Genomic DNA, 13,352 nt, shown 5'->3' on the forward strand with positions numbered 1-13,352 from the left:
TCATTGTGCCTTCCGAGCTTCTTGGATGAGGAGCCAGATCAGGTAGATGCCGCCGATGCACACGGTGACGACTCCGACGGGAAGTTGGGTCTCACCCAGGCCATGCTGGGCGATGAGGTCCGCGGCGACGAGAAGGAGCGCCCCGACCGCCGCAGCTGACAGGAGGCTGGTGCCCTGGGACTTCGCTATCCTGCGCCCGATCTGCGGGGCTGCCAGCGCCACGAAGGCGATCGGGCCTGCGGCGGCGGTGACGACGGCGACGAGGGCCACGGCCACCAGGATGAGACCGGCACGAACGGGTTCATTGCGTACGCCGAGTGCCTTGGCGGTGTCATCGCCGAGTTCCAAGGTCCCTAGGCCCCGGGAGAAGAGACCACACCCCAGCCCCAACAGCGCCGTGCCGATGGCTGCCGTCAGCAGAGTCGACCAGCCCATGCCGTTGAGCGTGCCAGCACCCCAGGTGGCTGCGGCCATTGCGAGGTCGAGGTCTGCCCGCATGATCAGCCAGGTGTTGAAGGCGTTGAGCATGGCGGTCAGTGCGATGCCGACGATGATGAGTCGGAATCCTTGGACGCCGCCCTTCCACGTCAGGAGGTAGACCACGAGGGCGGTGAGGAGACCGCCGATGATCGCACCGAAGGCGGTGGAGATGAAGCTGGAGCCGAAGACGATGATGGTGACGATGCCGCCGGTATAGGCACCGGTGGAGAAGCCGATGATATCGGGGCTGCCCAAAGGGTTGCGGGTCAGTGACTGGAAGACCGCGCCCGAGACGCCCAAGCCGGCACCGAGGACGATTCCGGCGATGATGCGTGGCGCCCGCCATTCGGCGACGACGGTGTTGACGATGCGCCTGTCGGCCTGACCGAACAGCCCCCGGAAGACTTCGCCGGGGGTCAGTGAGAATTCGCCGAGCAGCAGTCCCAGGAACCCACAGGCCAGAGCCAGAAGAGTGACGATGCCGGCTGTGACGACGACGCGCAGATCGATGCGGAAGCCGAAGGCTCGCAGCATGGGGCGGCCGAAGTCCACCCGCTCCCCCGGCAGCACCCGCTGGCCGGGAACGAACTCGGTAGAATCACCGATCGGTGAGTTCGACGATTTCACAGTCCACTCGCCTTCTTTCTGCGAACGAGGGCGATGAGCACCGGTGCACCGACGAAGGCGGTCACGACGCCGACCTGGAGTTCTCCCGGTTTCATCACCACTCGACCGAGCACATCGGAGACGAGCAGAAGGATCGGCGAGAGGATGACGGAGTAGCTGAGGATCCATCGTTGATCGGGGCCGACGATCCAGCGGGCGATATGGGGAATCATCAGGCCGATGAATCCGATCGGCCCGGCGGCAGCGGTGGCCCCACCCGCTAATAGGGTGACCGCGAGGATCGTGATGATGCGGGTGCGATTGACCGAGGTGCCGAGGCTGGCAGCCAGATCGTCACCGAGTGCCACCGCGTTGAGCGAGTGGGCCAAGAACAGTGCGAGGACGATGCCGCCGATGATGAATGGGGCGACCGCGTAGACCGTGTCGAATCCGCGGCCGGCGATGGCGCCGACGTCCCAGGCGCGGAAGGCGTCGAAGGCGCGTTCGTTCGTGAGCAGGATGCCTTTGGTCAGTCCGGTCAGCACAGCGGCGACTGCGACTCCGGCCAAGGTCAGGCGGATCGGGTCCACACTGTGGTTTCGGCCGGAGGAACCGATGATGTACACGCCTGTCGTGGCCAGGAGCGCGCCGAGGAAGGCGAACCAGATGTAGCCGTTGATCGAAGTGACTCCGAAGAATCCGATGCCGATGGCCACCGCGAAGGAGGCTCCGGCATTAACGCCGAGGATGCCCGGATCGGCCAGGGGGTTGCGAGTCAGTGCCTGAATGAGCCCGCCTGCCACCCCCAGACCCATGCCGACGAGGACTCCGAGCACGGTCCGCGGGAAACGCAGTTCGAGGACGACGAGCTGGTCGTCGCTGCCGCTGGGCTTGAAGAACGCCCCAAGGACCTCCGAGACCGGCATATCGCGGGTGCCGATGGCCAGTGAAGCCAGCACCACGACCACCAAAGCCAGAATCGCCACGACGAGGCCGAGAGTCCTCTTGACCTTGAGCGCTCGGCTCGCCTTCTGACCGGTGACCTCAGAGTGCTTCGCCGAGGCGGTGGTGGCGAGACCGGTCATCGGAGGGTTCCTTAGTATCGACTAATTAAGGGCAGGCTAACCACAATCTAGTCGAAAATGTCGGCTCATCCAAACGATTTGCCGGTCACTGATCTGTGATCTTGCCGATCCTTTCCGATGTCTGCCGCTGGATCCGGGAGAGCATACCGCTCATCCCGCGCAGCCGCAGCGGGCTCACCAGATCCGTCATCGACAGACGCAAGGGCAGGTCGGACGGGATGGACAGGACAACCTCGGCGGTCTGGTCATTGAGCCCTTCGTGAAGAATCCCGGCGAAGCCACGCGTCGTCGGCGCCTCGGGAGGTGCCGAGAAATGCAGCTTCACGATTGCCGAGTCACCCTGCTCGGGGTTCTCGACCTCGGTGACGAGGAAGATCGGTGACTGGCATTCGGGCACCGGTTCGAGCAGTTCGGGGTGATCGGTGTAGCGCGGTGGCAGCTCGGGCAGCTCAGAAGCGAACTCGAGCAGCAGCTGCAGCCGGTCGCCGGATTCGGTGTCTGCGAAGTCAGTGACGATTTCGGCCAGGCTCTCCGGCAGGTCCGAGGTATCTGGGGTGTCTGTGTCGGCAGCCATCAGCGGGTCGGCACCTCGCCGGCTTCTGAGCCGGTGACGATGGGAACGCCGACGACGTTGCCCCACTCGGTCCAGGAACCGTCGTAGTTGCGGACGTTGGTGTAGCCGAGCAGATGCTGGAGAACGAACCAGGTGTGGCTGGAGCGTTCGCCGATGCGGCAGTAGGCGATGACTTCGTCGGCGGTGCCGAGTCCGGCTTCATCGGTGTAGATGGCCTTGAGCTCCTCGGCCGATCTGAAGGTGCCGTCTTCGTTTGCGGCCTTCGCCCAGGGCACCGATGCTGCGGTGGGGATGTGTCCTCCGCGCAGTGCGCCCTCTTCGGGGTAGGCGGGCATGTGAGTGCGCTCTCCGCTGTATTCTTCGGGGCTGCGGACATCGATGAGGGGACGTTTGCCCAGGCTGTCCCTGACCTCGGGCAGGAAGGCACGCAGGGTGGCATCATCACGGTCGACGACCGGGTATTCGGTTGGCTCCGGGCGCGGCTTCACCGTGGTCAGTTCGCGCTCTTCGGCTTGCCACTTGGAGCGGCCGCCGTCCATGAGGCGGACATCTTCGTGTCCGAACAGCGAGAAGACCCACAGGGCGTAGGCGGCCCACCAGTTGGATTTGTCGCCGTAGAAGACGATCGTGTCCTCTCGTGAGATGCCCTTGGCGGACATGAGGGCGGCGAAGCCTTCACCGTCAACATAGTCCCGGGTCACCCTGTCGTTGAGTTCGGTGTGCCAGTCGACCTTCACCGCTCCGGGGATGTGTCCGGTCTCATAGAGGAGGACGTCCTCATCGCTTTCGACGATGACCAGTCCGGGTTCACCGGCATGTTCGGCCACCCATTCGGTGCTGACCAGGCGTGAACCGTCTGCGTATTCGGCGAATTTGGCCGTGGAATCGGCCGGGATCGCTGTGCTCACTCGTTCCTCCTCGTGAAGATTGTGATCTTGTGGTTCATGGTGCGTCTGTGTGGCTCAACGCCACTGTCCACCAGCATATTCCTCTTCAGCAGTGACCGATCTCGGGGTGTCGCAGGTGAGATCAAAGCCTCACAAGTCAGACGGGAGGCTGCTGGCGGGTTTCGTGAGTCAGCTGCGTGCGAAGAATGTCTGCAGGGACGAGATGAACGTCTGTGGCTTTTCGGAGTGGACCCAGTGGCCCGAGCCTTTGACGGTGAGCAGGGTTGTGCGCGGGAAGAGGGAGCGCATAAGCGGCAGGTCGTCACGGGAGACGTAGTCCGATCTCTCGCCGGCGATCCACAGCACGGGACCGTCGAAGGTGGCCTCCCCCATTTCGGGGAAGTCACCGATCTCAGGCAGGCTCTCATGCAGCAGGGTCAGATTGGGCTGCCAGGCATATCCGGCCGAGGTGCTGCGCAGGTTCTGCAGCAGAAATCCTCGGATCGTGTCCTCGGGGATCTTCTCCTGCAGAGCGTCGTTGGCGGCCGAGCGGGACTCGATCTGGTGAAGGTCGAGTTCGGCCAGGCTTGAGAGCAGGTGTTCGAACACTCCGAGCGACCCGCCTGCGGTGGGTGCGATGTCCACGACGACGAGGCGGTCGATGAGCTGCGGGTGACGCAGCGCCAGGACCATGGCGACCTTGCCGCCCAGGGAATGACCGACCAGGCGCACGGGCAGGTCATCGGGATCGGTCACCTCGGCGATCTTTGCGGCGATGGAGTCGGCCATGTCCACGTAGCTGAAGTCCTCGGTCCAGTCCGAATCACCGTGGTTGGGCAGGTCGACGAGCAGGCTCGAGTAGTCGGGCTCGAGGGCCTTGGCGTTCGAGGTGAAGTTCTTGCCGCGGCCGAAGAGACCGTGGAGGAACACGATGCGGGCACCGGTGGTGCCGATGAGTCTGGTGGCGATGTCTCTCACGCCATCAGCCTACCCGGGACGTCTCACCGGGTCATTTGCTGCTGGTGACCGTGTCTTCCAGGGCCTGCAATGACCGGTCGAGGTAGTCGGGGCTGACGACGGGGAAGCCGCCGAACTCGTCTCGTATCTTTCGTGTTGTGCGTGACCAGTCATAGGTCAGTGACACCTTTGTCCCGGTGTCGGGTCGGATCACGCAGCACTGCGAAGATCGAGTGGGCGGGGGCCTCGATGGTGCGTGTGCGGATGATGTGTTCGTTGGGGTATTTCGCGGCTTCAGGCATGTGATCAGCCTATTCACCGGGTTTCGGCTTGGGAAGAGATACTCGAAGGTAGGCTGAACCCATGCACTTCTCCGATTACGACACACGACTTGCCGGGTACGCGGTGATCGTCAACGACGATAAGGAAATCCTGCTCAGCTGGTTCAACGGCGGCAGTGAACCGGCCCATGCACTGTGGACTCTGCCCGGCGGTGGGATCGAGTTCCACGAAAGCATCGACACCGGAACGATCCGTGAGATCAAAGAGGAGACGGGCTTCGATGCCGAGCTCGTCCGCCCTCTCACGACCCACACCTTCACGGAGAATCGCAGCAATGCCTCCCGTCGCAGGTCGACTCCGCGTCCGTTCAAGGGAGTGCGGGTCGTCTACGAGGCTCGCATCACGGGCGGTACCCTGGGCACGCTCGAGATCGATGGCACGACGGATCGGGCGGAATGGCTGGCCATCGATTCGCTGGCCGACGTGCGCCACGCCCGCATCATCGACATCGGTCTTGATGCGTGGCGTGGCGCAGTGTGAGTGTAGGGCTATTTGAGGGTGTCGGCTACGAGGTCGGGCATCTTCTCCGCGGCATAAGTCGCCGAGAGCACCGAGTTGAGTGAGAATGCTTGGCGGACGTCGTTGAGGTCCTCCGTCAGCACCAGACTGTGCCCGTCTTCGACGGCTGGAATGCGTTTGAAGGCAGCGTCCTTGGTGACCTCGGTGTCGGGAATGTAAATCGGGAAGGCCACAAGCAGATCCGCGTCGAGAACTTCCAGCTCCTCCTCGGAGACGTCAGCGGTGAAGTTCTCCGATTTGAGGGCGGCGACCTTCTCGGACTGCTTGAAGCCGAGCTGTTCCATGAACTGGACGCGTTCAGAGCCTTCGACGTAGGCTCCCCAGCCTTCCGAGGTCTTGGCCGCCACGCTCACAGACTTACCGTCGAACTCCGGATGGGCCTCACGCACGGATTCGAACTTCTCATCGAGTTTGCCGAGCACCTTTTTGCCCTCGTCTTCTTTGCCCAGGGCTTGGGCAATGAGATCGACCTGCTGGTCCATCGTCGTCAGGTAGTTGTCGCCGCCTTCGGGTGCTCCCACAGTTGGTGCGATCTCCGAGAGACGGTCGTAGCGCTTCTGTTCACCGGAACTCTTCGTGTCGAGGATGAGGTCGGGCTCGAGTGCCGCGATCTTCTCGAAGTCGGGTTCCATTGTGTCGATGATCTCCGGAGCCTGGTCGTAGAGATCTTCGGCCCAGGGACCAACACCCTTGCCGCCGAATTCCACCCAATCGGAGGCACCGACGGGCTGCACGCCGAGGGCCAGTGCGGTCTCTGCATCGCCCCAGCCCAGGGCCACGATCTTCTTCGGGTCCTTGGGAACCTCGACGGAACCGAATTTTGTGTCGATGCTGGTACCGGAGCCGGCCTCTTCTCCCCCACCGCCGCTGCCACCACAGGCAGTGAGCAGGAGTACTGAGGCGAGCATGGGGGCGAGAATTCTGCGCATGAGATCCTTCTTTTTGAGTTAGGCGAGCCTAGCTTAACCCATCCGAGAGGGTCTCGGCGACGCTCAGATGCGTTTGCTCCGGGCGTGCTCAGGTGTGATCTCGAGACCTTCGACATCCATCTCCTCGAGGCCCACAATGCGTGAGCGGTGACCCGTGACCAGTCGGTGGATGAGCCACAGCAGCAGGAACGCAGGCAGTCCGATGTAGGCGGAGGCAACTTCGAGGACGCGTCCTTCGACGATCGCCTGCACGTTCTGGCCGATGATGACGATCACCAGCATGACCAGGGCGATGATCGGACCGATCGGGAACAAGGGCGCTCGATACGGCAGGTCCGCAAGGTTGCGTCCCTGCCTGATGTAGGCGCGACGGAAGCGGAAATGGCACCAGGCGATGCCGACCCAGACGATGAATCCGGAGAGGCCGGAGACGTTGATCAGCCAGGTGTAGGCCCCGCCGTCGCCCATCACCTCCGAGAGGAAGCCGAAGAGGCCGATGACCGCGGTGGCCAGCAGCGCCATGACGGGTACGCCACGTTCATTGAGTCGGGCGAACAGCCTCGGCGCGGTTCCCTCCTTGGCCATTGCATAGAGCATCCGGGTCGAGGCGTAGAGACCGGAGTTGCCGGCGGAGAGGATCGCGGTGAGGATGACGGCGTTCATCACAGAGGCGGCCACGGCGATTCCGGCGCGTTCGAAGACGAGGGTGAAGGGCGAGGCCGTGACATCCTCGCTGTTGGCCGACGCCAGCAGCGAAGGGTCGGTGTAGGGCAGGAGGAAGCCGATGATGACGATCGCACCGATGTAGAAGAGCATGATGCGCCAGAACACGGTGCGGATGGCTCGTGGCATGTCGCGGCGAGGGTTGGCGGACTCGCCTGCGGTGACACCGACGAGCTCCGTGCCCTGGAAGGAGAATCCGGCGATCATGAACACACTGATGATCGAGACCCAGCCGCCCACGAAGGGAGCTTCCCCGGTCGTCCAGTTGCTGATGCCCGGCGACTGTCCACCGATGATGCCCGTAATCATGAGCACCCCGAGGACGAGGAATGCCAGGACCGCGGTGACCTTGATGGCAGCGAACCAGAATTCGCCTTCGCCGAAGGCCTTGGCCGAGAGGAAGTTGAGTCCCGAGAGCAGGACGAGAAAGACCGCGGCCCAGACCCAGGAGGGAACATCGGGCAGCCAAAAGGACATGATGACCCCGGCCGCGACGAGTTCGGCCGCGAGTGTGATGGCCCAGTTGAACCAGTAGTTCCACCCCATGGCGAAGCCGAATGAGGGGCTGACGTATTTCGAGCCGTAGGTGTGGAAGGAACCGGCCACGGGCAGATGCGTCGACATCTCCCCCAGGGACTGCATGACGAAGAGGACCATGATGCCGATCGCGGCGTAGGCCAGGAGTGCACCGCCGGGTCCGGCCTGTGAGATCGTGCCACCCGATCCGAGGAAGAGGCCGGTGCCGATGGCACCGCCGATGGCGATCATCTGCAGGTGACGTGACTTCAGCCCCCGTTTGAGTTCGCGGTTCTCCCTCGCCGAGGTGGGTGCTGCGTTCATCGTGTCCCTTGACTGTCGTGCCGGCGGGATCCCGTTCGGGCCCCGGCCATTCTTACCACATTCAGGAGTCGACGCCGCGCAATTCGTCCGGTCTGGCCGGATTCCCAGTGGCAGGTGTCGGCAGGCCCCTGGCAAGGTCCGGCCCGAGGTCGGAGATGTTCCGGGCACCCATCAGCCCCATGGCGGTTAAGATCTCAGCCTTGATCAGCTCGATGGCCCTCTCTACTCCGCGCTGCCCTCCGGCCATGAGGCCATAGAGGTACGCCCGGCCGATGAGCACGAAGTCCGCTCCGGCACACAGTGCGGCCACGACATCGGTGCCGGACATGATGCCGGAGTCGAGGATGAGTTCCATATCCTCACCGACTGCAGCCCGGACTTCCGACAGTGCGGTCAGAGAATCGGGTGCCCGATCGAGCTGGCGTCCTCCGTGGTTGGACACGACCAGACCGTCGGCACCGATGGACCGAGCCCTGACGGCATCATCGGCGGTGAGGACGCCCTTGACGAAGAGCTTGCCTTTCCAGTGTTCGCGGATCCATTTCAGGTCATCAAGGTCAAGAGTCGGGTCGAACATGGTCTGCGTCATCTCGGCCAGGGACTGTGAGGTGTTCGACAGCGAGGCGTATTTCGGCGGTTCGGTGGTGAGGAAGTTGAACCACCAGCCGGGCCGGTAGGAGGCATCGAGAATGGTCTTCAGCGTCAGCTTCGGTGGAATCGAAAGCCCATTGCGGTTATCGCGCAGCCGCTGTCCGGTGATCGGGGTGTCGACGGTGACAAGCAGGGTCTCATACCCGCTGGCTTGGGCTCGCTGCAGCAGGTCGAGGCTGCGCTCGCGGTCCTTCCACAGGTAGAGCTGGAACCAGCGTGTGGACCCGGGTGCCGCCTGCGCAACTTCCTCGATGGACCGTGTGCCCATTGTCGATAGGGAGAAGGGAATTCCTGCCTTCGTTGCGGCCCGGACTCCTCCGACCTCTCCCTCGGAATGCATCATGCGTGTGTAGCCGGTCGGTGCGATGCCGAAGGGCAGGGCTGCGTGCTGTCCGGCGATCGTCGTCGACGTGTTCGGAGCGTCGACTCCATGCAGGATGCGTGGCAGGAGTTCGACATCGGCGAAGACCTGCCGGTTCTTGCGCAGCGTGTGCTCATCGAGTGCTCCTCCGTCGACGTAATCGAAGGGAGCGGTGGGTGTCACTCGCTTGGCGATGCGACGCAGGTCCCAGATATCGGCAGCGGAGTCGAGCCGTGCGGCCACCCGGTCGAGTCTGGGCAGTCCGAACTGTAGGAGAGGGGCGAGTTCCTTCATATCGGGCAGCTGGCGTTTCATCGTTCTCCTCGTCGTGAACACGCAATCTCGTGGCAAACACGCAAACTCGTGGTCAATACTGAATGTCGTCGGGCTCGAGGTCCCTGGGACAGCCATGGGCAGTCGGCACCTCTGAGCTGCGAGTCTAACGAGGCATCTGTGTTCGCCGGAACTGGGATCACCATGAGAGATATTCCCAGTTTCCTTCATATGTGGAATTATCTCTTAGACGAATCCCATGTCCGATTTCATCGTGCCCGTCCCCACGGAGCAGTCCGAGACCAGACCGTGGCGCCAGGAGTTTCGCGGCGGCACTGTCGATGACAGGACATTCGCCGAGGTGGCAGTCTCCATTCCCGCTCGGATCAGCTCGGTCGACCTGCGTCTGCCTGCCGAACTCGCGTCTCTGTCAGAGACCGCGATCCGGGCGATTTCCCGACTCGATGCCGAGCACGGTCGCACCCTGATTCCGTTGTCGTATCTGCTGCTGCGCAGCGAATCGATCGCCTCGTCGAAGATCGAGGCCGAAGAGGCACCCATCGATGACTTCGTCAGGGCCTTGCACGGAGCCAAGTCGAACTCCTCGGCCACAGCGATGGCCGTTGCGACAGGGGCACTGGATCTGCTGACATCAGGAGCGATCAGTGCAGATTCGATCTCTCGTGCCCATCGGCTGCTGCTCAAAGACGATACTGGGGAAGATCATCTGGCGGGGCGGCATCGGCCGATGCAGAACTGGATCGGCGGGTCGGATCATTCGCCCCGTGGAGCCCTCTACGTCCCGCCTCCCCCTGAGCTTGTGCCTGGGCTCATGGACGATCTGCTCACGTTTGCTCTGCGCGATGACATTCCCACGATTGCGCAGGCGGCTATTGCCCATTCGCAGTTCGAGGCGATCCATCCCTTCACGGATGGAAATGGGCGCATCGGACGGGCCCTGGCAGCCGGGATTCTCCACTCGAGAGGTGTCACCACGGGGATCACGGTTCCGCTGGCCGCTGCTCTGGTCGAGGTTCGCGACCGCTACTTCGGCGCCTTGAATTCCTATCACCTGGGCAATGCCGGACCTGTCATATCCCTGTGGTCCCGTTCTTCGATCATCGCTGCAGAGGAATCGCAGCTGACCGCGCATCGGCTGGCCGCGCTGCCGGGTGAGTGGGCGGACCTCCTCGGCCATCCGCATGCGAACAGTGCCGCAGCTCGCGTCCTGAGCTACCTCGCATCGGACCCAGTGTTCACGATCGATGACCACGAGAACTCTTTGAACCTGCCCAGCTCCTCGGCGAACCGGGCCGTTTCCGCACTGATGGAAGCTGGCATTCTGCGCGGCCTGACCAGTCGCAAACGCAATCAGATCTGGGGCGCTGGCGACGTCCTGGCAGAGCTCGAGGACCTCAACCTGCGCATCGGCGCCCGGACCCGGGCAGAACTCTGATCAGGATTGGTCGAGGTAGTGCAGGACCGCAGCGACTCGGCGGCTCGTGGTCTCCCCCGCCTGCAGCCCGAGCTTGTCGAAGATCGAGCTGATGGCCTTCTCCACTGAGCTGATGGATACGTAGAGGCGTTCGGCGATACCTCGATTCGACAGACCTTCGGCCATGGCCCGCAGGACCTCGTTCTCCCGGGGAGTGAGCGCGGACAGAGAATTCTGCTGTTCGGAGGAGCTCAGCAGCTGCCGGACGACTTCGGGGTCGATGACTGTACCTCCCTCCGCAATCCTGTTGACGGATTCGAGGAAGCGGTCGATGTCGGTGACCCGGTTCTTCAGCAGGTAGCCGACTCCCACCGTCTCTGTGCTCAGCAGTTCGGTCGCGTATTCGCGCAGAACGTATTGGCTGAGCACGAGAACTCCGATGTCCGGGAACCGCCGTTTGATCTCCAGCGCGGCTTCCAGTCCTTCGGTGGTGTGTGTCGGTGGCATCCTGACGTCGACGATCGCCAGGTTCGGACGTTGGGCTGCTACCGCGGTGAGCAGCTGCTGCCCATCGTCGACAGAGGCCACAACCGCGATGCCCTCGTCCTCGAGCAGGCTGCGCACACCTTCTCGCAGCAGCACAGAATCATCGGCCAAAGCGACTCTCATAGTATCACCATCCCTCGATTCATCAGCGGATTCAGGCATTTCGGCTTCAGGCATAGGGGATCTCCGCTTTCACAGTGGTTCCGACATTCTCGAGGCTTTCAATCGTCATCGTCCCGTCCAAGGCTCCGACTCGACGTGACAGGCCCTTCAGCCCGCCACCGGCAGGATCTGCTCCCCCGCATCCGTCATCGACCACCTCGGCGATCAACATCTGCCCGTCAACGATCACGCTGATGCGAATGTGCGAGGCATTTGCGTGTTTGACGACATTGGTCACAGCCTCACGGACGACGAAATACGCGGCCGATTCGCAGGCCTGGGGCGCCCGTTGGGACGGGACAGCGGTGAGGGTGACCGGGATCGGGCAATGATCGGCGACCCGGTTGAGAACGGTGCCCAGGCCGTGTTCGTCCAAGGCCGTGGGATAGACACGCCAAGCGACCTCGCGCATCTCATCGATGAGGTCCTGGGACTGGACGAGGGCATCATCGAGGAGAGCGCTGACCTTGTCCTGGTCTTTGGCTCGTTGGGCCCGGGCGATGAGCACGGATAGGGAGACAACGTTCTGCTGCACCCCGTCGTGGAGGTCACGTTCGATGCGTCGACGCTCCTCGTCTATGGCCATGACCACACCGTGGCGGGTCATGAGGAGCTGGGTGATGCGAGTGTGTGGTGCGTTGGGGCGGCTGACCGCCGAATATCGGGAGTCGATTGTCCCATGCAGCCAATTCGCGAGCTCGGCGAGGACGATGACCCCGATGAGATTCGCGGCTCCGTAGAGCACCCCGACGAACAATGTCGGCTGACTGATGGTCCAGAAGTCGAAGCCGATGGTGATGCTGCCACCGATGAACAGTCCCTGGATGAGGGAGCCGATCGTGACGAGCAGGAAACCGGTCAGCAGATTGAACACGGGCATGGCGATGAGGCCAGCAACCACACCATTGAAGACGAAGAAACCGCGCTTGCTCGGAGCCTCGCCCATGACGATGCCGAAGCACCTATCCTGTCGGCTTCTTTCCCAGCCGAGGACCCTGCGACTCAAACGCGACGTCGGTGCTGGGACGGCGGCGAGCAGAAGCGGAAGACACAGAACCACGCCCCATAGGATGCCGAAGACCGAGGCGACCCAACGGGTGGCGAACATGCGGGACTCTCGGGGAATTCGCGCAGTCAGCGATGTCGGCCAGGGCATAGGTTGATCGTAGCAACGCCAGACGGCCACTCCCATGGGACCGACCGCAATCTCCGCTTCCGGTTTTCCGCATATCCTCGTCCGGACACCTGCACAAGAGACTGCTCCTTGCCACGTTCCGATCTCACCTCCCCGTCCATAGCGTAAGTGGGTATGGACCTTGCTCTCGACATCCTCACCGCTACGCTCCAATCCCCATGGGTCTATCTCCTCATCTTCGTCACCGCCGGCCTCGACTCCCTGGTCCCCATCGTCCCCTCCGAGACGGTCCTCATCACCGCTGCAGCCTATGCCGCGGCCGGCACGCCGACCCCCGTGGGACTTCTCCTGGCAGCGGCCATCGGTGCCCTCATCGGCGACTTCGCCGCCCATCTTGTGGGGCGCGGAGGCGGCTCGCTGGTGCATCGGTGGACCCGCTCGCCGCGGGCCTCGCGAATGGTTGAGCACACCGAAGACATCTTCGCCCGCCGAGGCGGTGCCGCCCTCATCGCGGGACGCTTCGTTCCCGGCGGGCGCACAGCGACAACCCTCACCTCCGGGATCCTGAAGTATCCGCGCACCCGGTTCCTCGCCTTCGACGCCGTAGGGTGCCTGGCCTGGGCCCTGTATTCCACGGGCATCGGTCTCCTCGGTGGTGTGCTCTTCGAAGACCAGCCGCTGCTCGGAGTGGGATTGGGCGTCGGCATCGCTCTGACAATCACCGGTGTAGCCGAACTCACGCGCAGACTCCTGGCCAGGAGGAAAGCCCGAGCAGACGACGTTCGGACGGCACACCGAGGCGCGACAGATTGGACAGTCCCAGCCGTCGACGTGGCATCATGAAAGG

At 63.1% G+C, this 13,352-nt stretch carries 15 protein-coding genes; 3 read left to right on the forward strand and 12 right to left on the reverse strand.

Features of this window, described 5'->3' with window-relative positions:
- The 7 genes from INT29_RS03065 to INT29_RS20370 form a co-directional block, all read right to left on the reverse strand.
- On the reverse strand, window positions 1-1,107 hold the full coding sequence (locus INT29_RS03065; protein ID WP_193070695.1) for a FecCD family ABC transporter permease: 1,107 nt from the start codon (window positions 1,105-1,107) through the stop codon (window positions 1-3).
- Window positions 1,104-2,171, reverse strand: a complete 1,068-nt coding sequence (locus INT29_RS03070; RefSeq protein ID WP_193070696.1) for a FecCD family ABC transporter permease — start codon at window positions 2,169-2,171, stop codon at window positions 1,104-1,106. The genes INT29_RS03065 and INT29_RS03070 overlap by 4 nt, the downstream gene beginning before the upstream one ends.
- 85 nt (window positions 2,172-2,256) lie before the next feature.
- Complete coding sequence (locus INT29_RS03075) at window positions 2,257-2,745, reverse strand: SufE family protein (protein WP_101569869.1); 489 nt, start codon at window positions 2,743-2,745, stop codon at window positions 2,257-2,259.
- Complete coding sequence (locus INT29_RS03080; protein WP_193070697.1) at window positions 2,745-3,653, reverse strand: sulfurtransferase; 909 nt, start codon at window positions 3,651-3,653, stop codon at window positions 2,745-2,747. Before INT29_RS03080 ends, INT29_RS03075 begins: the two co-directional genes overlap by 1 nt.
- A 168-nt stretch (window positions 3,654-3,821) precedes the next feature.
- Complete coding sequence (locus INT29_RS03085; protein WP_193070698.1) at window positions 3,822-4,610, reverse strand: alpha/beta fold hydrolase; 789 nt, start codon at window positions 4,608-4,610, stop codon at window positions 3,822-3,824.
- A gap of 31 nt (window positions 4,611-4,641) precedes the next feature.
- Entirely contained in the window at window positions 4,642-4,776 is a 135-nt protein-coding gene (locus INT29_RS20365; protein ID WP_264298550.1) for a hypothetical protein, read from the reverse strand.
- Window positions 4,760-4,891: a hypothetical protein gene (locus tag INT29_RS20370; RefSeq protein ID WP_264298389.1), complete on the reverse strand. Its 132-nt coding sequence runs from the start codon at window positions 4,889-4,891 to the stop codon at window positions 4,760-4,762. The genes INT29_RS20365 and INT29_RS20370 overlap by 17 nt, the downstream gene beginning before the upstream one ends.
- A gap of 61 nt (window positions 4,892-4,952) precedes the next feature.
- On the opposite strand from INT29_RS20370, the gene INT29_RS03095 reads away from it, so the two are divergent.
- Window positions 4,953-5,411 carry an NUDIX hydrolase gene (locus INT29_RS03095; RefSeq protein ID WP_101569866.1) on the forward strand — a complete coding sequence of 153 codons (459 nt, stop codon included), beginning with the start codon at window positions 4,953-4,955 and terminating at the stop codon, window positions 5,409-5,411.
- A gap of 8 nt (window positions 5,412-5,419) precedes the next feature.
- Here the strand turns inward: INT29_RS03095 and INT29_RS03100 are convergent, their stop codons facing one another.
- The 3 genes from INT29_RS03100 to INT29_RS03110 form a co-directional block, all read right to left on the reverse strand.
- A complete protein-coding gene (locus tag INT29_RS03100) occupies window positions 5,420-6,379 on the reverse strand; it encodes an iron-siderophore ABC transporter substrate-binding protein (protein WP_101569865.1) in 960 nt (319 codons plus the stop codon).
- Between the two features lie 63 nt (window positions 6,380-6,442).
- A complete protein-coding gene (locus tag INT29_RS03105) occupies window positions 6,443-7,942 on the reverse strand; it encodes an amino acid permease (protein ID WP_193070699.1) in 1,500 nt (499 codons plus the stop codon).
- Between the two features lie 61 nt (window positions 7,943-8,003).
- Complete coding sequence (locus INT29_RS03110) at window positions 8,004-9,269, reverse strand: alpha-hydroxy acid oxidase (protein ID WP_193070700.1); 1,266 nt, start codon at window positions 9,267-9,269, stop codon at window positions 8,004-8,006.
- Window positions 9,270-9,486: 217 nt separating this feature from the next.
- Here INT29_RS03110 and INT29_RS03115 point away from each other — a divergent pair, with 217 nt between their 5' ends.
- The gene (locus INT29_RS03115; protein WP_193070701.1) at window positions 9,487-10,683 is read left to right on the forward strand and encodes a Fic family protein; all 1,197 of its coding nucleotides are present in this window, start codon (window positions 9,487-9,489) and stop codon (window positions 10,681-10,683) included.
- Here the strand turns inward: INT29_RS03115 and INT29_RS03120 are convergent, their stop codons facing one another.
- Both INT29_RS03120 and INT29_RS03125 read right to left on the reverse strand, forming a co-directional pair.
- The gene (locus INT29_RS03120; RefSeq protein ID WP_101569918.1) at window positions 10,684-11,331 is read right to left on the reverse strand and encodes a response regulator transcription factor; all 648 of its coding nucleotides are present in this window, start codon (window positions 11,329-11,331) and stop codon (window positions 10,684-10,686) included. It lies immediately after the preceding gene.
- Window positions 11,332-11,377: 46 nt separating this feature from the next.
- The gene (locus INT29_RS03125; protein ID WP_193070702.1) at window positions 11,378-12,526 is read right to left on the reverse strand and encodes a sensor histidine kinase; all 1,149 of its coding nucleotides are present in this window, start codon (window positions 12,524-12,526) and stop codon (window positions 11,378-11,380) included.
- 153 nt (window positions 12,527-12,679) lie between these two features.
- On the opposite strand from INT29_RS03125, the gene INT29_RS03130 reads away from it, so the two are divergent.
- Entirely contained in the window at window positions 12,680-13,348 is a 669-nt protein-coding gene (locus tag INT29_RS03130) for a DedA family protein (RefSeq protein WP_101569860.1), read from the forward strand.
- The last annotated feature ends 4 nt before the right edge of the window (window positions 13,349-13,352 follow it).

Origin of the sequence: Brevibacterium sp. FME37, assembly GCF_014897485.1 — a bacterium.
Lineage (GTDB): Bacteria > Actinomycetota > Actinomycetes > Actinomycetales > Brevibacteriaceae > Brevibacterium.

Bases quoted from the DNA above. Each gene is read 5' to 3' on its own strand.
- INT29_RS03070 (WP_193070696.1), bottom strand. From the start codon at position 2,171: ATGACCGGTCTCGCCACCACCGCCTCGGCGAAGCACTCTGAGGTCACC.
- INT29_RS03075 (WP_101569869.1), bottom strand. From the start codon at position 2,745: ATGGCTGCCGACACAGACACCCCAGATACCTCGGACCTGCCGGAGAGC.
- INT29_RS20370 (WP_264298389.1), bottom strand. From the start codon at position 4,891: ATGCCTGAAGCCGCGAAATACCCCAACGAACACATCATCCGCACACGC.
- INT29_RS03095 (WP_101569866.1), top strand. From the start codon at position 4,953: ATGCACTTCTCCGATTACGACACACGACTTGCCGGGTACGCGGTGATC.
- INT29_RS03100 (WP_101569865.1), bottom strand. From the start codon at position 6,379: ATGCGCAGAATTCTCGCCCCCATGCTCGCCTCAGTACTCCTGCTCACT.
- INT29_RS03105 (WP_193070699.1), bottom strand. From the start codon at position 7,942: ATGAACGCAGCACCCACCTCGGCGAGGGAGAACCGCGAACTCAAACGG.
- INT29_RS03110 (WP_193070700.1), bottom strand. From the start codon at position 9,269: ATGAAACGCCAGCTGCCCGATATGAAGGAACTCGCCCCTCTCCTACAG.
- INT29_RS03115 (WP_193070701.1), top strand. From the start codon at position 9,487: ATGTCCGATTTCATCGTGCCCGTCCCCACGGAGCAGTCCGAGACCAGA.
- INT29_RS03120 (WP_101569918.1), bottom strand. From the start codon at position 11,331: ATGAGAGTCGCTTTGGCCGATGATTCTGTGCTGCTGCGAGAAGGTGTG.
- INT29_RS03125 (WP_193070702.1), bottom strand. From the start codon at position 12,526: ATGCCCTGGCCGACATCGCTGACTGCGCGAATTCCCCGAGAGTCCCGC.
- INT29_RS03130 (WP_101569860.1), top strand. From the start codon at position 12,680: ATGGACCTTGCTCTCGACATCCTCACCGCTACGCTCCAATCCCCATGG.